General features: G+C 62.3%; 21 protein-coding genes. 14 read left to right on the top strand and 7 right to left on the bottom strand.

From position 1 onward, the window contains the following. Positions 1-13: 13 nt before the first annotated feature. On the bottom strand, positions 14-256 hold the full coding sequence (locus H6M51_RS05160) for a hypothetical protein (RefSeq protein WP_185808812.1): 243 nt from the start codon (positions 254-256) through the stop codon (positions 14-16). 2 nt (positions 257-258) lie between these two features. Here H6M51_RS05160 and H6M51_RS05155 point away from each other — a divergent pair, with 2 nt between their 5' ends. From H6M51_RS05155 to H6M51_RS05095, 13 genes are all read left to right on the top strand, one after another. Continuing rightward, positions 259-2721: a glycogen/starch/alpha-glucan phosphorylase gene (locus H6M51_RS05155; protein ID WP_185808811.1), complete on the top strand. Its 2463-nt coding sequence runs from the start codon at positions 259-261 to the stop codon at positions 2719-2721. Next, positions 2721-4934 carry a 1,4-alpha-glucan branching protein GlgB gene (gene glgB, locus H6M51_RS05150; protein WP_185808810.1) on the top strand — a complete coding sequence of 738 codons (2214 nt, stop codon included), beginning with the start codon at positions 2721-2723 and terminating at the stop codon, positions 4932-4934. The genes H6M51_RS05155 and glgB overlap by 1 nt, the downstream gene beginning before the upstream one ends. A gap of 14 nt (positions 4935-4948) precedes the next feature. After that, positions 4949-6208, top strand: coding sequence for a glucose-1-phosphate adenylyltransferase (gene glgC, locus H6M51_RS05145; protein WP_185808809.1), 1260 nt, complete (start codon positions 4949-4951; stop codon positions 6206-6208). 8 nt (positions 6209-6216) lie between these two features. Continuing rightward, entirely contained in the window at positions 6217-7656 is a 1440-nt protein-coding gene (gene glgA / locus H6M51_RS05140; RefSeq protein ID WP_185808808.1) for a glycogen synthase GlgA, read from the top strand. A 3-nt stretch (positions 7657-7659) separates the two neighbouring features. Continuing rightward, positions 7660-9288 (top strand): alpha-D-glucose phosphate-specific phosphoglucomutase, encoded by a 1629-nt coding sequence (locus tag H6M51_RS05135; RefSeq protein WP_185808807.1) that lies wholly within the window; start codon positions 7660-7662, stop codon positions 9286-9288. Between the two features lie 114 nt (positions 9289-9402). Continuing rightward, positions 9403-9762 carry a helix-turn-helix transcriptional regulator gene (locus tag H6M51_RS05130; protein WP_185808806.1) on the top strand — a complete coding sequence of 120 codons (360 nt, stop codon included), beginning with the start codon at positions 9403-9405 and terminating at the stop codon, positions 9760-9762. 10 nt (positions 9763-9772) lie between these two features. Then, positions 9773-10282, top strand: a complete 510-nt coding sequence (locus tag H6M51_RS05125) for an arsenate reductase ArsC (protein ID WP_185808805.1) — start codon at positions 9773-9775, stop codon at positions 10280-10282. A 5-nt stretch (positions 10283-10287) separates the two neighbouring features. Next, the gene (locus H6M51_RS05120; protein ID WP_185808804.1) at positions 10288-10989 is read left to right on the top strand and encodes an MIP/aquaporin family protein; all 702 of its coding nucleotides are present in this window, start codon (positions 10288-10290) and stop codon (positions 10987-10989) included. Then, the gene (gene arsC / locus H6M51_RS05115) at positions 10986-11411 is read left to right on the top strand and encodes an arsenate reductase (glutaredoxin) (RefSeq protein WP_185808803.1); all 426 of its coding nucleotides are present in this window, start codon (positions 10986-10988) and stop codon (positions 11409-11411) included. Before H6M51_RS05120 ends, arsC begins: the two co-directional genes overlap by 4 nt. Beyond that, complete coding sequence (arsH, locus tag H6M51_RS05110) at positions 11386-12114, top strand: arsenical resistance protein ArsH (RefSeq protein ID WP_185808802.1); 729 nt, start codon at positions 11386-11388, stop codon at positions 12112-12114. Before arsC ends, arsH begins: the two co-directional genes overlap by 26 nt. A gap of 82 nt (positions 12115-12196) precedes the next feature. Next, positions 12197-14155 (top strand): glycogen debranching protein GlgX, encoded by a 1959-nt coding sequence (gene glgX / locus H6M51_RS05105; RefSeq protein WP_185808801.1) that lies wholly within the window; start codon positions 12197-12199, stop codon positions 14153-14155. 88 nt (positions 14156-14243) lie between these two features. Beyond that, positions 14244-14732, top strand: coding sequence for a MaoC family dehydratase (locus H6M51_RS05100; RefSeq protein WP_185808800.1), 489 nt, complete (start codon positions 14244-14246; stop codon positions 14730-14732). A gap of 20 nt (positions 14733-14752) precedes the next feature. After that, a complete protein-coding gene (locus H6M51_RS05095; protein ID WP_185808799.1) occupies positions 14753-15820 on the top strand; it encodes a DUF2332 domain-containing protein in 1068 nt (355 codons plus the stop codon). Positions 15821-15908: 88 nt separating this feature from the next. Here H6M51_RS05095 and H6M51_RS05090 read toward each other — a convergent pair whose 3' ends face one another. From H6M51_RS05090 to H6M51_RS05065, 6 genes are all read right to left on the bottom strand, one after another. After that, on the bottom strand, positions 15909-16256 hold the full coding sequence (locus H6M51_RS05090; RefSeq protein ID WP_185808798.1) for a type II toxin-antitoxin system PemK/MazF family toxin: 348 nt from the start codon (positions 16254-16256) through the stop codon (positions 15909-15911). Continuing rightward, positions 16253-16492, bottom strand: a complete 240-nt coding sequence (locus H6M51_RS05085) for an antitoxin MazE family protein (protein ID WP_138287963.1) — start codon at positions 16490-16492, stop codon at positions 16253-16255. The genes H6M51_RS05090 and H6M51_RS05085 overlap by 4 nt, the downstream gene beginning before the upstream one ends. 207 nt (positions 16493-16699) lie before the next feature. Next, positions 16700-17254: a sarcosine oxidase subunit gamma gene (locus H6M51_RS05080; RefSeq protein WP_185808797.1), complete on the bottom strand. Its 555-nt coding sequence runs from the start codon at positions 17252-17254 to the stop codon at positions 16700-16702. Next, the gene (locus H6M51_RS05075) at positions 17247-20240 is read right to left on the bottom strand and encodes a sarcosine oxidase subunit alpha (protein WP_185808796.1); all 2994 of its coding nucleotides are present in this window, start codon (positions 20238-20240) and stop codon (positions 17247-17249) included. The genes H6M51_RS05080 and H6M51_RS05075 overlap by 8 nt, the downstream gene beginning before the upstream one ends. Beyond that, positions 20237-20557, bottom strand: coding sequence for a sarcosine oxidase subunit delta (locus H6M51_RS05070; protein ID WP_062280182.1), 321 nt, complete (start codon positions 20555-20557; stop codon positions 20237-20239). Before H6M51_RS05070 ends, H6M51_RS05075 begins: the two co-directional genes overlap by 4 nt. Before the next feature lie 17 nt (positions 20558-20574). Further along, on the bottom strand, positions 20575-21828 hold the full coding sequence (locus H6M51_RS05065; protein ID WP_185808795.1) for a sarcosine oxidase subunit beta family protein: 1254 nt from the start codon (positions 21826-21828) through the stop codon (positions 20575-20577). A gap of 305 nt (positions 21829-22133) precedes the next feature. On the opposite strand from H6M51_RS05065, the gene rpsU reads away from it, so the two are divergent. Further along, positions 22134-22358, top strand: a complete 225-nt coding sequence (rpsU, locus tag H6M51_RS05060) for a 30S ribosomal protein S21 (RefSeq protein ID WP_185808794.1) — start codon at positions 22134-22136, stop codon at positions 22356-22358. The last annotated feature ends 40 nt before the right edge of the window (positions 22359-22398 follow it).

Genomic DNA, 22398 nt, shown 5'->3' with positions numbered 1-22398 from the left:
CGATCAAATCGATTTAGTTTTGAATGCCGATTGGGCCGCAGTGATTGCCACTGCGGCCCAGTCGAATTTTAGGATATCCAAGATAAAACAAAAATAACAAGGAGTTGTGCCCGCCACCACCGGCTAAAACTAATTTGTCCGCCAGGCGTCCCGCCTGTTGCAACTGTTTCATTTCGATGCGTAAACTGGCATCAGAGGGGCCGGCGCCGGCAAACGCTTCGGAGCTGCCCGGATGAACGTTCAACGCCAGGCGCACCGATGATCAAGACTCCCCACAAAGTCGACCTTCCCCTTCCCAAGCGCGAAGTTTCCGATCCGGAATCCTTGGCCGCCGAGATCATGGAGAAGCTGACTTACAGCATCGGCAAGGACGCGAAGGTCGCGACACCGCACGATTGGCTGACGGCAACCATCCTCGTGGTGCGAGACCGCATCATCGACAAATGGATGGAATCGACGCGCACCACCTACATGAACAACGGCAAGCGGGTCTACTATCTGTCGCTCGAGTTCCTGATCGGCCGCCTGCTGCGCGATGCCATGTCGAATCTCGGCCTGATCGACGACATTCGCCAGGCCCTTTCCTCGCTCTCGGTCGAGTTCGACGTCATTGCCGGTCTCGAACCTGACGCAGCGCTGGGCAATGGCGGCCTCGGTCGTCTGGCCGCCTGCTTCATGGAAAGCATGGCGACCGTCAACATCCCGGCCTATGGCTACGGCATCCGCTACGTCCACGGCCTCTTCCGCCAGCAGATGGCGGACGGCTGGCAGGTCGAACTGCCGGAAAGCTGGCTCGCCCACGGCAACCCCTGGGAATTCGAGCGCCGCGAAAGCTCCTACGAAGTCGGCTTCGGCGGCACGGTCGAGACCGTCGACGGCCCCGATGGCGAACCGCGTTACGTCTGGAAACAGGGCGAGCGCGTCATTGCGACCGCTTATGACACCCCGGCGGTCGGCTGGCGCGGCGAACGAGTCAACACGCTGCGCCTCTGGTCTGCCCAGCCGATCGACCCGATCCTGCTCGATGCCTTCAACGCCGGCGACCACATCGGCGCGCTGCGCGAGAGCAACAAGGCGGAATCGCTGACCCGCGTCCTCTATCCGGCCGATGCCACGCCCGCCGGACAGGAACTGCGCCTGCGCCAGGAATTCTTCTTCTGTTCTGCCTCGCTGCAGGACATCGTCCGCCGCCACCTGCAGCAGGGCAACACGCTGGCCGAACTGCCGGCAAAGGTCGCTATCCAGCTGAACGACACCCATCCGGCCGTCTCGGTCGCCGAACTGATGCGCCTCCTGGTCGACGTGCATGGCGTTGCCCTCGACGAGGCCTGGGAAATCACCCGTAACACCTTCTCCTACACCAACCACACGCTGCTGCCGGAAGCGCTCGAGAGCTGGCCCGTTCCGCTCTTTGAACGTCTGCTGCCGCGCCACATGCAGCTCGTCTATGCGATCAACGCCAAGGTGCTGCTCGACGCCCGCAAGGTCAGAGGCTTCAACGACCACGAGATCCGCCAGATCTCGCTGATCGACGAAAGCGGCGACCGCCGCGTCCGCATGGGCAATCTCGCCTTCATGGGCTCGCATTCGATCAACGGCGTCTCGGCCCTGCACACCGAGCTGATGAAGGAGACGGTCTTTGCCGATCTCCACAAGCTCTACCCGACGCGCATCAACAACAAGACCAACGGCATTACCCCACGCCGCTGGCTGATGCAGTGCAATCCCGATCTGACCGACCTGATCAAGGAAGCGATTGGCCCGGAATTCCTGGACGATGCCACCAAGCTCAAGGGCCTGGACGCCTTTGCAGACGATGCTGCCTTCCAGCAGAAATTCGCGGCCGTGAAGTTCTCCAACAAGCAGAAGCTCGCAAGCCTCGTTGCCAGCCGCATGGGCATCAAGCTCGATCCGCATGCGATGTTCGACATCCAGATCAAGCGCATTCATGAATACAAGCGCCAGCTTCTGAACATCATCGAGACGGTCGCGCTGTTCGACCAGATCCGCTCGCATCCCGAGCGTGACTGGGTGCCGCGCGTCAAGCTGTTTGCCGGCAAGGCGGCTCCGAGCTACCACAATGCCAAGCTGATCATCAAACTGGCAAACGACGTCGCCCGCGTGATCAATACGGATCCTTCGGTGCGCGGCCTGCTGAAGGTCGTTTTCGTCCCGAATTACAACGTCTCGCTGGCCGAAGTGATGGTGCCGGCTGCGGACCTCTCCGAGCAGATTTCCACCGCCGGCATGGAAGCATCCGGAACCGGGAACATGAAGTTCGCGTTGAACGGTGCATTGACCATTGGAACGCTCGACGGCGCCAATGTCGAAATGCGCGATCATGTGGGCGAGGAGAACATAGTGATTTTTGGAATGACAGCCGACGAGGTTGGCCGGGTACGCGCCGATGGGCACAATCCCCGTGCAGCCATCGACGCCTCGCGCGAATTGCAGCAGGCCCTCGCGGCGATCGCCTCTGGCGTCTTCTCGCCTGACGATCGCGATCGCTATGCCGGCCTGATGCAGGGCATCTACCAGCATGACTGGTTCATGGTGGCCGCCGACTTCGATGCTTATGCGAAGGCCCAGCGTCAGGTCGACGAGATCTGGACCGATACCTCTGGCTGGTACTCGAAAACGATCCGCAACACCGCGCGCATGGGCTGGTTCTCTTCCGACCGAACCATCAGGCAGTATAACGCGGACATCTGGAGAGCTTGATGGCAAAATCACCGAAGAGGAGCGGTGACGAAGCGAAGCCGGACACACCGTCGGCAGCAGAAATCGAAGCAATCATCCACGGGACCCATGGTGATCCCTTTGCCTTTCTTGGTGTGCACCAGGCGGGCAAGGGCTATGTTGCAAGATGTTTCATTCCAGGCGCTGAGACCGTCGTCGCCTACAATCTGGCGGGCGAAGAGGTCGGCCAGCTGGCTCGCCACAACGAGGCTGGCTTTTTTTCTGGCTCGGTCAAGCTCGACGGCGTTCTGCCGGTGCGCTACCGCGCCACCCGAGGTGACGCCGAATGGACAGTGACCGACCCTTACAGCTTCTGGCCAATCCTTGGGCCGATGGATGATTATTTCATCCGCGAAGGCTCGCACCTGCGCCTCTTCGACAAGATGGGCGCCCACCCGATCAAGCATCAGGGCGTCGACGGCTTCCACTTCGCCGTCTGGGCGCCGAATGCGCGGCGCGTTTCCGTCGTCGGCGACTTCAACGACTGGGACGGTCGTCGGCATGTCATGCGGCTGCGTCGCGACACCGGCATCTGGGAAATCTTTGCCCCGGATGTTCGAGCCGGCGCGACCTACAAGTTCGAGATCGTGGGGCCGCATGGCGAACTTCAGCCGCTGAAGGCAGACCCCTATGCCCGCCGCGCCGAGATGCGGCCGAAAAACGCATCCATGACCACCCCGGAGCTTGAACAGCTCTGGGAAGACGAGGCGCACCGGAAGCACTGGGCCAGCATCGACCAGCGCCGACAGCCGATATCGATCTACGAGGTACATGCCGGTTCGTGGCAGCGCCGCGACGACGGCTCCATGCTGTCCTGGGACGAGATGGCCGCAAGGCTCATCCCCTACTGCGTCGATATGGGCTTCACCCACATCGAGTTCCTGCCGGTCACCGAGCACCCCTATGATCCCTCCTGGGGCTATCAGACGACGGGGCTTTACGCTCCAAGCGCCCGCTTCGGCGAGCCGGAGGGTTTTGCCCGCTTCGTCAACGGCTGCCACAAGGTCGGCCTCGGCGTCATCCTCGACTGGGTGCCCGCGCACTTCCCGACAGACGCGCATGGGCTTCGCAACTTCGACGGCACGGCGCTGTACGAACATGCCGACCCGCGCCAGGGCTTCCATCCCGACTGGAACACGGCGATCTATAATTTCGGCCGCCAGGAAGTCCTCTCATATCTCATCAACAATGCCCTATACTGGGCCGAGAAATTCCATCTCGACGGTCTGCGGGTCGATGCTGTCGCCTCCATGCTGTACCTCGATTACTCCCGCAAGGAAGGGGAGTGGATCCCAAATGAGTATGGTGGGCGCGAGAACCTGGAGGCGGTGCGCTTCCTCCAGCAGATGAACCACCATGTCTATGGAAGCCACCCGGGCATCATGACGATTGCCGAGGAGAGCACCTCCTGGCCCAAGGTCTCCCAGCCTGTCCACGAAGGCGGCCTCGGCTTCGGCTTCAAGTGGAACATGGGCTTCATGCATGACACGCTGAGCTACTTCGCCCGCGATCCGATTTACCGGAAATATCATCATCAGGAGCTGACCTTCGGCCTGCTCTACGCCTTCTCGGAAAACTTCGTTCTGCCGATCAGCCACGACGAAGTGGTGCATGGCAAGGGCTCGATGATCGCCAAGATGCCGGGCGACGACTGGCAGAAATTCGCCAACCTTCGCGCCTATTACGGCTACATGTGGGGCCACCCCGGCAAGAAACTTCTGTTTATGGGCCAGGAATTCGCCCAGTGGAGTGAATGGTCGGAAGCCCGTTCGCTCGACTGGAACCTGCTCGACTACGCCCCGCATGAAGGCGTGCGCCGGCTGGTCCGCGACCTGAATTTCACCTACCGCTCCAAGCCCGCGCTGCACGCGCGCGATTGCGAGGGCGAGGGTTTCGAGTGGATCAATGCGGACGACCAGGACAATTCTGTTCTGGCCTGGCTGCGCAAGGCACCGGGGGAGAAGCCGATTGCCGTCGTCTGCAACCTCACACCGGCGTACCACGAAAGATACGAATTGAGCTTGCCTGCGGCGGGACGTTGGCGTGAGATACTGAATACGGATGCCGAAATCTATGGTGGTAGCGGCAAGGGCAATGGTGGCCGCGTGGAGGCGCATGCCACGGGCAGCGGATGGGCAAGGGCCGGTTTGACCCTGCCGCCGCTGGCCGTGATCATGCTGGAATTGGAACAATAAGGGGAGGAAAGAGAATGACCGAGAAAACGGCACGGAGCCTGTCGCGTGATGCCATGGCCTATGTTCTGGCCGGCGGGCGCGGCAGTCGCCTGAAGGAGTTGACGGACCGGCGTGCCAAGCCGGCCGTCTACTTTGGCGGCAAGGCCCGCATCATCGACTTTGCCCTTTCCAATGCCCTGAACTCCGGTATCCGTCGTATTGGCGTCGCCACGCAGTACAAGGCCCACTCGCTGATCCGCCACCTGCAGCTCGGCTGGAACTTCTTCCGCCCCGAGCGCAACGAGAGCTTCGATATCCTGCCGGCGTCCCAGCGTGTCTCCGAGACCCAATGGTACGAAGGCACCGCCGACGCCGTGTTCCAGAACGCCGACATCATCGAATCCTACGCGCCGGAATACATGGTCATCCTGGCCGGCGACCACATCTACAAGATGGACTACGAGCTGATGCTGCAACAGCACGTCAACTCGGGCGCCGATGTCACGATCGGCTGCCTTGAGGTGCCGCGCATGGAAGCAACCGGCTTCGGCGTGATGCATGTCGATGCCACCGACCGGATCATCGACTTCGTCGAAAAGCCGGCCGACCCGCCGGGCATTCCGGGCAATGAAGATTACGCGCTCGCCTCCATGGGCATCTACGTCTTCCAGACGAAGTACCTGATGGAACTTCTGCGTCGCGATGCGGCCGATCCGGATTCGAGCCGCGACTTCGGCAAGGACATCATCCCCTATGTGGTGAAAAACGGCAAAGCCGTCGCCCACCGCTTTGCCCAGTCCTGCGTCCGCTCCGACTTCGAGCGGGAGCCCTACTGGCGCGACGTCGGCACGATCGACGCCTACTGGCAGGCCAATATCGACCTGACGGACATCGTTCCGGAGCTCGATCTCTACGACAAATCCTGGCCGATCTGGACCTATTCCGAGATCACCCCGCCCGCCAAGTTCGTCCATGATGACGAAGGCCGCCGCGGCTCGGCCATTTCCTCTCTGGTTTCGGGCGACTGCATCATCTCCGGTTCGGCCCTCTACAAGAGCCTGCTGTTCACCGGCGTGCGTGCCAATTCCTATTCTCGCCTCGAGGGCGCCGTGGTCCTGCCGAAGGTGCAGATCGGCCGTCATGCGCGCCTCACAAATGTCGTGATAGACCATGGCGTGGTGATCCCGGAGGGGCTGATCGTGGGCGAGGATCCGGAAATGGATGCCAAGCGCTTCCGCCGCAGTGAAAACGGGATCTGCCTCATCACACAGTCGATGATCGACAAACTGGGTTAGCCAATCCGATGAAGGTCCTTTCGGTCGCCTCCGAACTCTATCCGCTGATCAAGACCGGAGGCCTCGCCGACGTCGCGGGCGCGCTTCCCATCGCGCTCGCCGCCCATGGCGTCGAAACGAAGACCCTCATCCCCGGCTATCCGGCCGTGATGAAGGCGGTGAAGAAGCCGAAGAAGGTCCACGAGTTCGACAATGTCCTCGACGAACGGGCAACCCTGCTTGAAGTCAGGCACGAAGATCTCGACCTCCTGATCCTCGACTGCCCGCAGCTCTACGAGCGGTCGGGCGGTCCCTACCTCGATACGCAGGGACGGGACTACCCCGACAACTGGAAGCGCTTCGCCGTTCTCTCCAAGGTTGGTGCGGAGATCGCGGCGGGCGTATTGCCCGGCTTCAAGCCGAACCTGGTGCATGTCCATGACTGGCAGGCAGCCCTGGTCCCGGTCTACATGCGGTATGCCGAAGCGCCGGAAATCCCGAGCCTCATCACCATCCACAACATCGCCTTCCAGGGTCAGTTCGGCCCCACGCTTTTCCCCTATCTCGGACTTCCCGGCCATGCCTGGCATGAGGCTCTCGAATATTACGGCACGATCAGCTATCTGAAGAGCGGCCTGATCACCGCCCACGCGCTGTCGACCGTCAGCCCCTCCTATGCCGAGGAGATCCTGACGCCGGAATTCGGCATGGGTCTCGATGGCGTGATTGCCAGCCGTGCTGCCGATCTCTACGGCATCGTCAATGGCATCGACGCCGATGTCTGGAACCCGGCCTCCGATCCGCTGCTCACCAGCCACTACTCCGGTACGGCGCTGAAGAAGCGGGCCGGCAACCGGGCGGCCATGGTCGAACGTTTCGCCTTCGATGGCGATGACGGCCCGATCTTCTGCGTCATCTCACGCCTCACCTGGCAAAAGGGTCTCGATCTTCTGCCGGAGGTCATCGATGAAATCGTCAATGCCGGTGGCAGGCTTGCCATCCTCGGCTCCGGCGAAAGCGGCATCGAGGCAGCGCTGCAAAGTGCAGCCGCCCACCACCGTGGCCGCGTGGGCATGGTGCTCGGCTATGACGAAGGCCTCTCGCATGTCATGCAGGCGGGATCGGACGTGATCCTCGTGCCCTCGCGCTTCGAGCCCTGCGGCCTGACCCAGCTTTACGCCCTGCGATACGGCTGCGTTCCGCTCGTCGCTCGCACCGGCGGCCTTGCTGATACCATCATCGACGCCAATGAAGCAGCGCTTGCAGCGGGCGTGGCAACCGGCGTCCAGTTCGCACCCGTCAGGGCCGACGCGTTTCGCCGCGCCATCCGCCGTACGCTGCGCCTTTACAGTGACCAGCGTCTCTGGTCGCAGATACAGAAGCAGGGCATGAAATCCGACGTCTCCTGGAACAGGAGCGGCGCGACCTATGCAGAACTCTATCAACGCCTCGTCTCGAAAGGCCAGTAATCGATGATCTCGACCGTCTCCACGAAACCCTATGCGGACCAGAAGCCCGGCACCTCGGGACTGCGCAAGAAGGTTCCGGTCTTCCAGCAGGAAAACTATGCGGAGAACTTCATCCAGGCGATCTTCGACAGCCTCGAAGGCTTCGAAGGCCAGACGCTGGTGATCGGCGGCGACGGCCGCTACTACAACCGCGAGGTCATCCAGAAGGCGCTGAAGATGGCCGCCGCCAACGGCTTCGGCAAGGTGATGGTCGGCAAGGGCGGCATCCTGTCCACCCCGGCTGCCTCGCACGTCATTCGGAAATACAAGGCCTTCGGCGGCATCGTGCTATCGGCCAGCCACAATCCCGGCGGACCGACCGAAGACTTCGGCATCAAGTACAATATCGGCAATGGCGGCCCGGCACCGGAAAAGATCACCGATGCGATCTTCGCCCGCACCAAGGTCATCGACAGCTACAAGATCGCCGATGTCGCCGATATCGATCTCGACACGGTCGGCAGCTTCGATCTCTCCGGCATGACGGTCGAGGTGATCGACCCGGTCGCCGACTATGCCGACCTGATGGAAACCCTCTTCGACTTCCCCGCCATCCGCGCGCTGATCGCTGGCGGCTTCCGCGTGGTGATCGACAGTATGAGCGCCGTCACCGGCCCCTATGCCGTCGAGATCCTGGAAAAGCGCCTCGGGGCTCCCGCAGGTTCCGTGCGCAACGAGGTCCCCCTGCCCGACTTCGGCCACCACCATCCGGACCCGAACCTGGTGCATGCCAAGACCCTCTATGACGATGTCATGAGCGCCGACGGCCCGGACTTTGGTGCCGCCTCCGATGGCGACGGCGACCGCAACATGGTGGTCGGCAAGGGCATGTTCGTCACGCCCTCCGACAGCCTCGCCATGATCGCCGCCAACGCCACCTGCGCCCCCGGCTACAGACAAGGCATCGCCGGCATCGCACGCTCGATGCCGACAAGTGCCGCCGCCGACCGCGTCGCAGAAAAGCTCGGCATCGGCATGTATGAGACGCCGACCGGCTGGAAATTCTTCGGCAACCTGATGGATGCCGGCAAGGTCACCGTCTGCGGCGAGGAAAGCTTCGGCACCGGCTCCGACCATGTGCGCGAAAAGGACGGACTCTGGGCGGTGCTCTTCTGGCTCAACATCGTTGCCGCCCGCAAACAGAGCGTGAAGCAGATCGTCGAGGCCCATTGGGCCGAATACGGCCGCAACTACTATTCCCGCCACGACTACGAAGGCGTCGACACCGACAATGCCAACGCCCTTGTCGCAGCGCTCCGCGCCAAGCTCGACAGCCTGCCCGGCACCACGATCAACGGCCTGACCGTCAGTGCCGCGGACGACTTTGCCTATCACGACCCGATCGACCACTCCGTCTCGAAGAACCAAGGCATCCGCATCCTCTTCGAAGGCGGCAGCCGCATCGTCTTCCGCCTCTCCGGCACCGGCACCTCGGGCGCGACGCTCCGTCTCTATGTCGAGCGCTACGAACCCGACGCCAGCCGTCACGCAATCGAGACGCAGGCAGCACTCGCCGACCTGATCGCGGCAGCGGAAGAGGTGGCTGAGATCAAGCGCTATACGGGCATGAGCGAGCCGACGGTCATTACGTGACCTGACTCACAGCCTCTGAAAACAATCACAACCCCGGCGCCCTCGGCTCCGGGGTTTTTCGTTGTCCCGAGCAGCCACACTTGACTCCCTCATCATATCCACTATTCTGGATATATGGATGAGAAATCGACGATTGCGGCGCTTGCCGCCCTGGCCCAGCCGACCCGGCTGCAGACCTTCCGCCTGCTGGTGGCGCATGAGCCCGATGGCGTGCCCGCCGGTGAACTCGCTCGCCTGATTGGCGTGCCGCAGAACACCATGTCGGCGCATCTGTCGACTCTGTCGCAGGCCGGGCTGGTCACCGGCGAGCGACAGAGCCGCTCGATCATCTACCGCGCCGATCTCGACCGCTTCCGCGCTGTCGCGCTTTACCTGCTGAAAGATTGCTGCGGCGGCAACGCCAGCCTCTGCCAGCCACTGATCGATGACCTCGCCTGCTGCAGCCCAACACTCCAAACGTCCCGCCCAAACTGAGAGACCGGCCATGTCCGACAAGATCTACAACGTGCTCTTCCTCTGCACCGGCAATTCCGCCCGCTCGATTATCGCCGAAGCGATCCTCAACCGGCTCGGCCAGGGCAAGTTCAGGGCCTATTCCGCCGGCTCCCAACCGAAAGGCGAGGTCCATCCCTACACTTTGCAACTGCTGAAGGGCATGAACTACGACACGAGCTTCGCCCGTTCCAAGAACTGGGACGAGTTTGCAGTCCCCGGCGCACCTGAGCTCGATTTCGTCTTCACCGTCTGCGACAACGCCGCCGCCGAAGCCTGCCCCGTCTGGCCCGGCCAGCCGATGACCGCCCATTGGGGCGTGCCGGATCCCGCCGCCGCCGAAGGCACAGATAGCGAAAAGCACTTTGCCTTCGCCGAGGCCTACCGCATGCTCAATCACCGCATCTCGATCTTCGTCAGCCTGCCGATGGCGAGCCTCGACAAGCTTTCGCTGCAAAAGCGTCTGCAGGAAATTGGTGCGACCGAGCAGACGGCCGGCTGAAGACCATGACCGACCTTCCCCGTCGCCTCACAGCCGAAGCACTTGGCACCGCGATCCTGGTCGCCACCGTCGTCGGCTCGGGCATCATGGCCGATCGTCTCTCCGACGATGTCGCCGTGTCCCTGCTCGGAAACACGATCCCGACCGGCGCCATCCTCTTCGTGCTGATCACCATTCTCGGGCCGATTTCCGGCGCCCATTTCAACCCGGCCGTGACGCTCGTCTTTGCCCTGCGCAAGGAGCTGGAAGCCTCCTCCGTGCTGCCTTACATGCTCGCCCAGATCCTCGGCGGCATCGCCGGCACGCTTGTCGCCCATGCCATGTTCGAACTATCGATATTCCAGGTCTCGGAAACGGTCCGTACGGGGTCGGCGCAGTGGACGGCCGAAACGGTCGCCACGTTTGGCCTGATCCTGACCATCCTCGGTGGCTTGCGTTTCAAGACGGACGCGATACCCATGCTGGTCGGCCTCTACATCACGGCTGCCTACTGGTTCACCGCCTCGACCTCGTTTGCCAATCCGGCCGTCGCCATTGCCCGCAGCCTCACCAACACCTTTGCCGGCATTCGGCCAATCGACCTCACCGGCTTCATACTGTCTCAGATTGCCGGCGCCCTGATCGCAGCCGCTATCGCCGCCTGGCTCTTCGCCGAGAGCCGCAACCAAATCCCCCCGATCATACCCGAAGGAACGGAACGTCCATGAACGTCACCATCTATCACAACCCGGCCTGCGGCACCTCGCGCAACACGCTCGACCTCATCCGCCATGCCGGCATCGAGCCCACGGTCATCGAATATCTGAAGACCCCGCCGAGCAAGACCGAACTGGCAAAGATGATCGCCGACGCCGGCCTCTCCGTGCGTCAGGCCATCCGCGAAAAGGGCACGCCCTACGAAGAACTTGGCCTCGCCGATCCGGCCCTCTCCGATGACCAGTTGCTCGACGCGATGATCGCGACGCCAATCCTGATCAACCGTCCGCTTGTCGTCACTGACATGGGCACCCGCCTTTGCCGGCCCTCCGAAGTGGTGCTCGACATCCTTCCCGCCGACGCCTTCACCTCCGCCTTCGTCAAGGAAGACGGCGAGGCCGTGCTCGATGCGGAGGGCAAGCGCATTGTCTGATGTGAAAGTAGACCTGCCCGCCGCCGATCTCGATCACCTGCGCCTGCCCGATCTTGAGGCGCTGCGGCGCCCCTTCTCGACCCATAAGCCGCGCATCCTGATTCTTTACGGTTCCCTGCGGCAGGTCTCCTACAGCCGCCTGCTCGCGATGGAAGCCAAGCGCCTGCTGGAGCATTTCGGCGCTGATGTCAGGGTTTTCGATCCCTCCGGCCTGCCGCTCCCCGACGATGCGCCGGTGAGCCATCCCAAGGTGCAGGAACTGCGGGATCTTTCCCAATGGTCCGAAGGCCAGGTCTGGGTGAGCCCTGAGCGCCACGGCACGCTGACCGGCATCATGAAGGCGCAGATCGACTGGATACCGCTGTCGGTCGGCGCTGTCCGCCCGACCCAGGGCAAGACGCTCGCCGTCATGCAGGTCTCTGGCGGCTCGCAGTCGTTCAACGCGGTCAATGCCATGCGCCTGCTCGGCCGCTGGATGCGGATGATCACCATCCCCAACCAGTCCTCGGTGGCCAAAGCCTACCAGGAATTCGATGCCGACGGCCGGATGAAGCCCTCCTCCTATTACGAGCGCGTCGTGGATGTCTGCGAGGAACTGGTGAAGTTCACGCTGCTAACCCGCGATATCTCCGAATACCTCACCGATCGCTACAGCGAGCGCAAGGAGATGGCCGTAAAGGGTGTGAACCTGAAGGCGATGTAAACGCAACCGCTCTGGCCGGGAATCGCCCGCCTGCTATTGTTCCTTTTCAGGCGAGCGAATCACACGGACCGCGAGGCGACCCATGACCATGCCGATGCTCGGAGCCACCATAGGCAAGACGGGTGCCGATGTCCGTCTCTGGTCGCATCATGCCGAACGCGTGGAACTCTGCCTCTTCGACGAGAGCGGCGAAAGCGAACTCGCCCGCCTCTCGATGACCCGTGGCGATGGCGACGTGCACCACGTCTTCGTCGAGGGGATGAAGGAACGCGCCCGCTACGGCTTCCGCATCCACGGCCCCTATGATCCGGCCGAGGGCCACTGGTACGATCCATCCAAACTGCTGGTCGACCCCTATGCGACCGAACTCGACCGCCCTTTCGTTCATGATCCACGGCTTGGCCAATTCGGCATCGATACGGCGGCCCTGATGCCGAAGGCGATCCTGAAGGCCCACAAGCCGCTGAGGCCGATGATGCCGCTCGGCGAGCGCAGCGGCTTCATCTACGAGGTCAACGTCAAGGCGCTGACCATGCTGCATCCGGATGTGCCGGACGCCCAACGCGGCACACTCGCAGCCCTCGCCCACCCCGCCATCCTAGCCCATCTCAGACGCATCGGCGTCGACATGGTCGAACTGATGCCGATCACCGCCTGGATCGATGAGCGGCACCTGCCCCCGCTCGGCCTCACCAACAGCTGGGGTTACAATCCCGTCGCCATGATGGCGCTCGATCCGCGCCTTGTGCCAGGCGGTGTCAAGGAATTGCGCGAGACGGTCGCCGCCCTTCATGCCGAGGGCATCGGCGTCATCCTCGACCTTGTCTTCAACCATACCGGCGAAAGCGATGTCCTGGGGACAACGCTTTCCATGCGTGGCATCGACAATCGCTCGCTCTTCCGCCATGTGGCGGATGATCCCGGCATGCTGGTCAATGACACCGGCTGCGGCAATACGCTGGCCTGCGACCATCCTTTTGTCCGCCGGCTGATCATCGATACGCTTCGCCACTTCGTGCTTTCGGCCGGTATCGACGGTTTCCGCTTCGACCTCGCGCCGATCATGGGTCGGCACTGGGACGGCTTCCGTCAGGATGCCCCGACGCTCAGGGCAATCCTTGAGGACGAGGTGCTGGAGGATCGCATCCTGATTGCCGAACCCTGGGACATTGGCCCTGGCGGGTACCAGCTCGGCCGCTTCCCGCCCGCCTTCCTCGAATGGAACGACCGGGCCCGCGATACCTTCCGCCGCCACTGGCGGGGCGACGCCGGGACGACAGGAGATCTCGCAACCGCACTCGCAGGCTCCGCCGATCTCTTCGCCCATGACGGCCACGGCCAGACACGCAGCGTCAATTTCATCGCCGCCCATGACGGCTTCTCGCTCTACGACCTCGTTTCCTTTGAGCACAAACACAACGAGGCGAATGGCGAGGAAAACAGGGACGGCCACAACGAGAACCATTCCTGGAACAACGGCGTCGAGGGTGAAACGTCCGACAAGGCGATCCTGAAAAAGCGCCGTCAGGATGTCGAAGCCCTGCTCTCGACGCTGTTTGCCAGCCGGGGCGCCGTCATGCTGACAGCCGGCGACGAGTTCGGCCGCACCCAACGCGGCAACAACAATGCCTACTGCCAGGACAATGCGCTGACCTGGCTCGACTGGTCGAAGGCCGACGAGGAGTTGATTGAAACCACCGCCCGGCTTGCCGCCATGCGCCAGCGTTTCTCCTGCTTCATGGATACGAGTGTCCTGACCGGCGAGGATGACGTGGCATGGCTGAATGCCGACGGCCAGCCGATGACGGTCGGCGACTGGGAAACGCCCGATCTCGGCGCCTTCGCCATGGCTCTTGCCTCCCATGATCGGGAGACGGGCAAGGAGTGCCGTGTCGCAGTGCTTTTCAACCGATCGACCGAACCGAAGGACTTCTCGCTTCCCGCACGGGACAAATGCAAATGGCGCCGCCTTGAGACCGGCCGCAGCGCCACCAAGATCAGCGTGAAAGCCCGCAGCGTCGATTTCTGGGTCGAGACCTGAGTTTCTCGACGCCAGTGACGTTAGCCTCTTCCGCATGACATCAAGCGGCTGTACCTTGCGGGAATTATTGAAGGATCAGGTTCTTTTCATGCCGCAAGAGATTTCGCTCAAGGACGTGCCGGGCCTCGTTGGAACCGTGGTGGGCGTATCCGACTGGATCACCGTCGACCAGCCGATGATCGACGCCTTCGCCGGCGCCACCATGGACCACCAGTTCATCCATACCGACCCCATTCGGGCTGCAGCCGAGACACCCTTTGGTGGCACCATCGCCCACGGCTTCCTGACGCTCTCGCTGCTGTCTGCCATGAACTATAACTGCCTGCCGAAGATCATAGAGCAGACCATGGGCATCAACTATGGCTTCGAGAAGGTTCGCTTCATGTCGCCAGTACGCACGGGCAAGCGCATTCGCGGCTCCTTCAGGCTCGCCGAAGCCCGCTTTCGCGGCGCCGGCATGCTGATGAACACCTACGAGGTGACTGTCGAGATCGAGGACGAGCGCAAGCCGGCACTCACCGCCGACTGGATCACCATTTCCCAGTTCGACCCGAAGGATCGCCCCGAAGGCGTCTGACACGAAAGGCGCCGCAGATCATGAGCGAAAACCGCGCAAACCTGATCCGAGAAAGTTTCCGCCGCCAGGCCAGGGCCTGCGCCGATCTCGGTTCGCCCTTCACTGCCCGTATCTGCACGCTGGCGGCAGAGCGGTTGACGGGGGAGAGCAGTGTCGGCGCCATGATCCTCGGCTGGCCCGGCAACCCCGACGGTACCGGCGATGCGCTCGCGCTGCGGCTGGCCGGCACGTTGCACGCCCTTGTGCGCTCCGGCCAGGACCCGGCCTTGTCAGCCGTCTATCCACCCCAGGCCGTCGATGACGACACGCTCTGGACCGCGATCGAGGCCGCGATGCGCCGGGACGAAGCCTTCATGCTGGAGCGCCTGAAATCCGCCCCGCAGACCAACGAGGTGCGCCGCTCCTCCGCCCTGCTCCCCGGCTTCCTGACGATTGCGGCGCTGACCGGCAAGCCGCTGATCCTCTCGGAAATCGGCGCCAGCGCCGGCCTCAACCTGCAATGGGATCGCTACCGCTACCAATTGGGAGACTTCCGCTGGGGCCAAGCCTCCGCCGTCGAACTCGCCCCACGCTGGGAAGGTCCGCTGCCACCGCAAGCCCCAATCGAGATCACCGAACGCGCCGGCTGCGACTTGAACCCGCTCGACCCCGCCTTCGAAGACGACCGCCTGCGGCTCTTCTCCTATATCTGGGCCGACCAGCAGGACCGCCTCGACCGCACGGCAGCAGCCCTTGAAATGGCGACCGAAAGCGGCCTGAAGGTCGAAAAGGCTGATGCGATCGACTGGCTGCGCAAGCGTCTGACAACGCCGCGTCCGGGCATGACCCATGTGATCTACCACACCATCGCCTGGCAATATCTCCCGCCGGCGCCGAAGGCCGAGGGTGAAGCCCTGATCGCCGACGCCGGCAGCCGTGCGACGGAAGCCGCCCGTCTCGCCCGCCTGCAGCTTGAGGCCGACGGCAAGCCCGATGGGGCAGCAATCCTGCTCACGCTCTGGCCATCAGGCGAGACCCGCGAGATTGGCCGGGCGGATTTTCACGGGCGCTGGGTGAAATGGGTCGGGTGGGAAGGTTCAACTGGTTGAGCCAAACAAAGCCGCGTAGTTTCGGCGTCAATTGAAGAGGAATATGCACGACTGCAGTTCTCCCCGGTCAACGCGGGCCGTTCGCCAGCTACGCGCCCACTCTTGCCGAACCTGCGAGACCGAGAAAGACAAGAACAGCCTGGTTGAGCCGCAGGATATCCGCGTCATCCAACCGTCCGACTTTTGTTCCGATCTTGGACTTCGGAACTGTCGTGATTTTGTCCACCATGAGGCGGCAAGACGTATGCAACCCGTTTCTTTCATTCGGCGTCACCGGCAGCCGAAATAGCGGTGCGTCTGTTTCATCTGTGGTGAAGGCACAGATGGTGATGGAATCCGTGGCGTCAAACGCCTCGTCCTGCACCACGACAACGGGGCGGGGCTTTCCCGCATAGTCCTTGCCGCCGGAGACCGTCCATATGTCGCCGCGTCTCACGCACCTTCACCATCTTCGAAGTCGATGGCGGAGGCCGCATCGATGAATGACTGATCGCTCAGCGCATGAGCGCTCGTTGCAACTGCAAGTGACTGCCGATGCGCTTCCGCCTTGAACGCTGGCGCACGAACATCCGGCACCCAGATCTGGATCGGGCGTAAACCTTGCGACCGCAGGCGCGCGCGATGTTCGCTCACCTTCAGGCGAGATGGCTTGGGTTTGGCGATAGAGGACATGATAGGCTCCATCTGCTTCGCATCATTTTTTAACGACCTTGATCGGGTTACATGTAACCTATCATGGCCCGAGACAGATTGCGAGCCTGTGCGATGCGGAGTGCGGAGGTGCGAGGAGCTTTTGCAACCCTTGTTAGGCAAGGTGTCGCGAATTGCAAAAAGGCCGGGTCACCCCGGCCTCCTCAAATCCCTTCAAACACCCGCCCCTCAGAGCGAGGCATCCTCCGCGCCTTCACTCAGCATCCCAAATGCATACTCCGCAAAGGACCGCCAGCATTCGACCCGGAACGTTTCTTCCTCGACGCGATAGAGGATGATCTCGATCTTGCCGAAGACGGTGCGCGTGACGGCGCCGACCGGGAAAGCGGCGAGCGAGAGGTCGAGCGGGCAGGCCGCGTTGAGCGTATCGGCAGCCGCAGGTCCCGAGACGATGATCGCGGTGTTGCGGTGGGAGATGTCGGTCGCCGAATGCACCACGCCGGAGGCCGCGCAGTCGGCCATCAGCGCGTCATCCTTCTCGTCGATCAGGAACCACTCGTCCGGACCGATCCAGAAAGCCGTACGGCCCTTGGCTGAGACGGACGTCTTAGGTTTCGTCGGTAGCTTAAGACCGAGCGACTTCGAAAGCCCGGCAACGCCGTCTTCCGCGGCGCGCAGCGAGACGCGGGTGGCGGGAAGTGCTGGGGTGAGGCGCACCTTGGCACTGCCGCCATGGAAGCCGGCAAGAACAGTCTTGCGTTCTGCAACAGACATATCAGCCATGGATGCGGCCTCCTTCCTTGTCAAAGAATACCATGTCGGTCACTTCGACCGCGATGGTCTTGTCCTTCATCGGCACGTAAAGCGTCTCACCCATGCGGGCCCGTCCACCGGCCACCATGGCAATCGCAATCGAGCGACCGAGGTTTTCCGACCAGTAGGACGAGGTGACGTGACCCAGCATGGTCATCGGCTTCGGCTGGTTCGGATTGGCAACGATCTGCGCGCCCTCTTCCAGCACTTCGTTCGGATCCTTGGTGAACATGCCGACAAGCTGCTTGCGGCCTTCCTTCACGAGATCCGGCCGCTTCATGCCGCGAATGCCGACAAAGTCGGTCTTCTTCTTCGACACCGCCCAGGAGAGGCCGGCATCGTCAGCCGTCAGCGTGCCATCGGTATCCTGACCGACGATGATGTAACCCTTTTCGGCGCGCAGCACGTGCATGGTCTCCGTGCCGTAGAGGCAAGCACCAAGTGACTGCGCACGCTCCCAGATCTTCTGGAAGACGTCCGCGCCGAAATCGGCGGGAACGTTGACTTCGAAGCCGAGCTCGCCGGTGAACGACACTCGGAAAAGACGCGTCGGCACGCCGCAGAACTTGCCTTCGGCCACGCTCATATGCGGGAAGGCCTCGTTGGAGATGTCGATGCCCTCGACGAACGGCGCGATGATATCGCGCGCCTTCGGACCCTGGACGGCAATAACCGCCCACTGTTCGGTGGTCGAGGTGAGCCAGACCTTCAGATGCGGGAATTCCGTCTGCAGATAGTCTTCCATATGATGCATCACACGCGGCGCACCGCCCGTCGTGGTGGTCACATGGAAGCGATCCTCGGCCAGACGACCGACGACGCCATCGTCATAGATGAAGCCGTCTTCGCGCGTCATGATGCCGTAGCGCGCCTTGCCGGGCTTCAGCGTGTCCCAGGCATTGGTGTACATCAGGTTCAGGAACTCGGCCGCATCGGGGCCCACGACCTCGATCTTGCCGAGCGTCGAGGCGTTGAACACACCGGCTGCCTCGCGCACCGTCTTGCATTCGCGGTTGACGGCGGCATGCATGTCTTCGCCGCCCTTTGGATAATACCAGGCGCGCTTCCAGTTGCCGACATCTTCATAGACGGCGCCCTGGGACACTTCATAGGCATGCATCGGCGTCTTGCGAACCGGATCAAACAGCGCATCGCGCGAATGGTTGATCAGCGTGCCGAAGGTGACGGGCGTATAAGGCGCGCGGAAGGTGGTGAGACCGACCTGCGGGATCTCCTTGCCGAGCACTTCTGCCGCAATGGCCAGACCATGCATATTGGAGAGCTTGCCCTGGTCGGAGGCCATGCCGTTCGTCGTGAAGCGCTTGATGTGCTCGATCGAATGCATGCCCTCGCGCACGGCAAGGCGGATGTCCTTGGCGCAGACATCGTGCTGGAAGTCGACGAAGGCCTTGACGTTGTCCTCGCGGCCAGCGCCTTCGGCAGCGCCGATCATGCCACCGGTCCAGGCATGCACATTGGCACCCGAAAGCGAGACGTCCGGCGTCTCGGTCGCACCCGCGGCCTTGGCCGAGGAGAGACCGGCAGCGATTGCCTCGTCGAGCAGTGCCTGCAGATCGTCGGTGCCATTGCAGGCGCCAACGCAAATGCAATCCTGGGCATAGACATCCGGCAGGAAGCGCTGGTTGGCGGCATCGAACTTTAGCTTGCCGCGCGACTGCGAGAACATGTGCACGGACGGCGTCCAGCCAGCGCACATCAGGAGCGCATCGACCTCGATCTTGCGGGCGGAGCCGCCGCCATTGCGGCGAACGGTGATCGAGCGCACGCGCAGACGACCAGCGGTATCGACCACGCCATGACCGGTCAGCACCTCGATGCCAAGCGCGCGGGCCTCTGCCAGCACCTTGTCGCCGGGCTTCTCGCGGGCATCGACGATGACAGGCACAGAAACACCCGCCTTCTTCAAATCGATTGCGGCTTCATAAGCCGAGTCATGCGCCGTATAGACGCCAACCTTGGCACCGACGGCGACGCCGAAATGGTTGAGATAGGTGCGGCCCGCCGCGGCCAGCATGATGCCCGGGCGGTCGTTGTTGGCGAACACCATATGCCGTTCGATCGCACCGCTGGCGATGATCACGCGCTTCGCACGCACCTGCCACAGCCGCTCGCGCGGCTGGTTCTTCGACGGCTTGGCGATATGATCGGTGACGCGCTCAACGAGTGCCACGTAATTGTGGTTGTGATAGCCGAAGGCCGTTGTGCGCGAGAGCACGGTGACGTTGGACATGGCCTTGAGCTTGGCAACGGTCGCCTGTGCCCAGTCCCAGCCGCTCTGGCCGTCGACTGTGGCGCCCGTATCGAAGTGGAAGGCACCGCCCATTTCCGGCTGCTCGTCGACGATCATGACGCGCATGCCCGTCCGGGCGGCGGCCAATGCTGACGCGAGACCTGCAGCACCGCCCCCGATGACCAGCACGTCGCAATGCGCATAGCGATTGGCGTAATGATCAGGATCTGCTTCCTTCGGCGCATGGCCGAGGCCGGCGGCGCGACGGATGAAGGGTTCATAGATCTGGTGCCAGGCAGCCTTCGGCCACATGAAGGTCTTGTAGTAGAAGCCGGCAGCGAAGAAGGGTGACAGCAGGTTGTTGACCTCGCCGATGTCGAGCGACAGCGACGGCCAGCGGTTCTGCGTCTCGATCTTCATGCCGTCAAAGACTTCCTGCACGGTCGCCCGCACATTCGGCTGGCGGCGGGCTGCATCACGCGAAACGTCGAGCAGCGCATTCGGCTCTTCCGGACCTGCGGTCAGGATACCGCGCGGACGGTGATACTTGAACGAGCGGCCGGCGAGATGCATGCCATTGGCGATCATGGCGGAAGCCACGGTATCGCCTTCGTAAGCGGTCAGCGTGCGGCCATCGATGGTGAAGCGGGCGGTCAGCGCCGGCGTCAGGCGGCCCTTGCCGGGAATACGGTTGGCAGCGCTCATGCCTTCTCTCCCTTGGTGACGGTTGCGGACTGAAGCGTCGCGGGATCGGGCATGGGTTCACCGGCCTTGTAGGTCAGCAGGATCTTGTCGGAGATCGTGTCGCGGGCCGCGTTGAAGAAGCGACCGCAGCCATGGATATGGCGCCAGCGTTCGAAGATGATGCCCTTCGGGTTGTCGCGCAGGAAGAAGTAGTCGGCGAATTCTTCGTCCGTGATCGAGGCAATGTTTTCCGGGCGCGCGATATGCGCTTCACCTGCGGCGCGAAACTCGAGCTCTGCGCGCTCTTCTTCGCAATAGGGGCATTTGATGACCAGCATGATGGACGATCCCTAATTCAGTGCGCCACGGCAGCGGCAGCTGCCTCGTCGATGAGGCGGCCGGTACGGAACCGGTCGAGCGTTAGCCCCTGGGCCAGCCGGTGCGGCTCGCCCTTGGCGATGAGATGAGCAAAGAGGTTGGCCGAGCCCGGCGTGGCCTTGAAACCGCCCGTGCCCCAGCCCGCATTGACGAAGAGGTTCGGAACCGGCGTCACACTTTGGATCGGCGACCGGTCGGCTGTGTTGTCGGTGATCCCGCCCCACTGGCGCATCATCTTCACACGCCGGAACATCGGGAAGAGCTCGCAGATAGCATCGAGCGTATGCGTGATGATCTGCATGCCGCCGGTCTGGCTGTAGGAGTTGTACTGGTCGGTACCGGCACCGATGACCAGCTCGCCCTTGTCCGACTGCGAAATATAGGCATGCACGGTGTTCGACATGACGACGCAGGGGAAGATCGGCTTCAGCGGCTCGGAAACGAGCGCCTGCAGCGGCGTCGAGTGAACGGGAAGACGAACGCCCGCCATGCCCATGACGACGGAGGAATGACCGGCAGCGGAGACGCCGATTTTCTTCGCACCGATGAAGCCTTTGGTCGTGTCGACGCCGGTCACTTCACCGCTCGGGCCACGGCGGATGCCGGTCACTTCGCAGTTCTGGATGATGTGCACGCCACGATCGGACGCCGCACGCGCATAGCCCCAGGCGACAGCATCGTGACGCGCCGTACCACCACGACGTTGGAGCGCTGCACCATTGATCGGGTAGCGGGCGGTCTTGGAGATATCGAGCGGCGGGCAGAAGGCCTTGGCCTGCTCCGGTGTGAGCCACTCGTTGTCGATGCCATAGAGATTGTTGGCATTCACATGCCGCTTGAACGACTGCATGTCATGCACATTGTGCGACAGCATCATCACGCCACGCGGCGAATACATGACATTGTAGTTGAGGTCCTGGCTCAGGCCCTCCCAGAGCTTCAGTGAATGCTCGTAGATGTCCATGCTCTCTTCATAGAGATAGTTGGACCGGATGATCGTCGTGTTACGGCCGGTATTGCCACCGCCGAGCCAGCCCTTCTCGATGACAGCGACATTGGTAATGCCGTGCTCCTTGGCGAGATAATAGGCCGCGCCGAGGCCATGGCCGCCGGCGCCAACGATGATCACGTCATAGGATTGCCGCGGCTCGGGAGAGACCCACTGAGCCTCCCATCCCTTGTGAGCACGCATGGCCTCACGGACAACGGCAAAGACCGAATATTTGCGCATTCGCCTTAAACTCCTGTGGTTCAGGCACTGGGGTAGGACTATACAGGTCGCAGATCAACCCACGACATGACGTCCGTTTTGCGACGCATTGTCATCCGTCTTTCGACACCTTCGGTCAGGCAAGGGTTATGGCGCAAATTTGTTGATCGGACCCCTTGCAGCATATGGACTTCACGGGGGTCTTCTGGTATTCGGCAGCCTAATCGCCGGACTCACTAGCCGCGCGAACCAATATGCTGTTTCCGTCTATGTGACCTGCATTGGCGGAAGATCCAACTCGATAGAACCAAAGGAACGGGATAAACGTGCAGGTACTAGTCCGCGACAACAACGTTGACCAGGCGCTCCGCGCTCTCAAGAAGAAAATGCAGCGCGAAGGCATCTTCCGTGAAATGAAGATGCGCGACTTCTATGAGAAGCCGTCGCAGAAGCGTGCTCGTGAGAAGGCCGAAGCCGTCCGTCGCGTTCGCAAGCTGGCTCGCAAGCGCGCACAGCGCGAAGGCCTGGTATCGGTCGGCCGCGGCCGCTGATCCGCCCCGATTTGGGCGTTTTCCTATGAAATGAGGGCGG

It is taken from the genome of Rhizobium sp. AQ_MP (assembly GCF_014237835.1).
GTDB lineage: Bacteria > Pseudomonadota > Alphaproteobacteria > Rhizobiales > Rhizobiaceae > Allorhizobium.
Note: the sequence above shows the minus strand (reverse complement) of the source record. Positions and strands in the feature narration are given on the sequence as shown.

Coding starts and splice junctions, on each gene's coding strand:
- glgB (WP_185808810.1), top strand. CDS start 2,721: ATGGCAAAATCACCGAAGAGGAGCGGTGACGAAGCGAAGCCGGACACA.
- H6M51_RS05095 (WP_185808799.1), top strand. CDS start 14,753: ATGAGCGAAAACCGCGCAAACCTGATCCGAGAAAGTTTCCGCCGCCAG.
- H6M51_RS05080 (WP_185808797.1), bottom strand. CDS start 17,254: ATGGCTGATATGTCTGTTGCAGAACGCAAGACTGTTCTTGCCGGCTTC.
- arsH (WP_185808802.1), top strand. CDS start 11,386: ATGCGGAGGGCAAGCGCATTGTCTGATGTGAAAGTAGACCTGCCCGCC.
- H6M51_RS05130 (WP_185808806.1), top strand. CDS start 9,403: ATGGATGAGAAATCGACGATTGCGGCGCTTGCCGCCCTGGCCCAGCCG.
- H6M51_RS05070 (WP_062280182.1), bottom strand. CDS start 20,557: ATGCTGGTCATCAAATGCCCCTATTGCGAAGAAGAGCGCGCAGAGCTC.
- H6M51_RS05085 (WP_138287963.1), bottom strand. CDS start 16,492: ATGTCCTCTATCGCCAAACCCAAGCCATCTCGCCTGAAGGTGAGCGAA.
- glgX (WP_185808801.1), top strand. CDS start 12,197: ATGACCATGCCGATGCTCGGAGCCACCATAGGCAAGACGGGTGCCGAT.
- H6M51_RS05065 (WP_185808795.1), bottom strand. CDS start 21,828: ATGCGCAAATATTCGGTCTTTGCCGTTGTCCGTGAGGCCATGCGTGCT.
- arsC (WP_185808803.1), top strand. CDS start 10,986: ATGAACGTCACCATCTATCACAACCCGGCCTGCGGCACCTCGCGCAAC.
- H6M51_RS05135 (WP_185808807.1), top strand. CDS start 7,660: ATGATCTCGACCGTCTCCACGAAACCCTATGCGGACCAGAAGCCCGGC.
- H6M51_RS05075 (WP_185808796.1), bottom strand. CDS start 20,240: ATGAGCGCTGCCAACCGTATTCCCGGCAAGGGCCGCCTGACGCCGGCG.
- H6M51_RS05125 (WP_185808805.1), top strand. CDS start 9,773: ATGTCCGACAAGATCTACAACGTGCTCTTCCTCTGCACCGGCAATTCC.
- H6M51_RS05155 (WP_185808811.1), top strand. CDS start 259: ATGATCAAGACTCCCCACAAAGTCGACCTTCCCCTTCCCAAGCGCGAA.
- H6M51_RS05100 (WP_185808800.1), top strand. CDS start 14,244: ATGCCGCAAGAGATTTCGCTCAAGGACGTGCCGGGCCTCGTTGGAACC.
- glgA (WP_185808808.1), top strand. CDS start 6,217: ATGAAGGTCCTTTCGGTCGCCTCCGAACTCTATCCGCTGATCAAGACC.
- H6M51_RS05120 (WP_185808804.1), top strand. CDS start 10,288: ATGACCGACCTTCCCCGTCGCCTCACAGCCGAAGCACTTGGCACCGCG.
- glgC (WP_185808809.1), top strand. CDS start 4,949: ATGACCGAGAAAACGGCACGGAGCCTGTCGCGTGATGCCATGGCCTAT.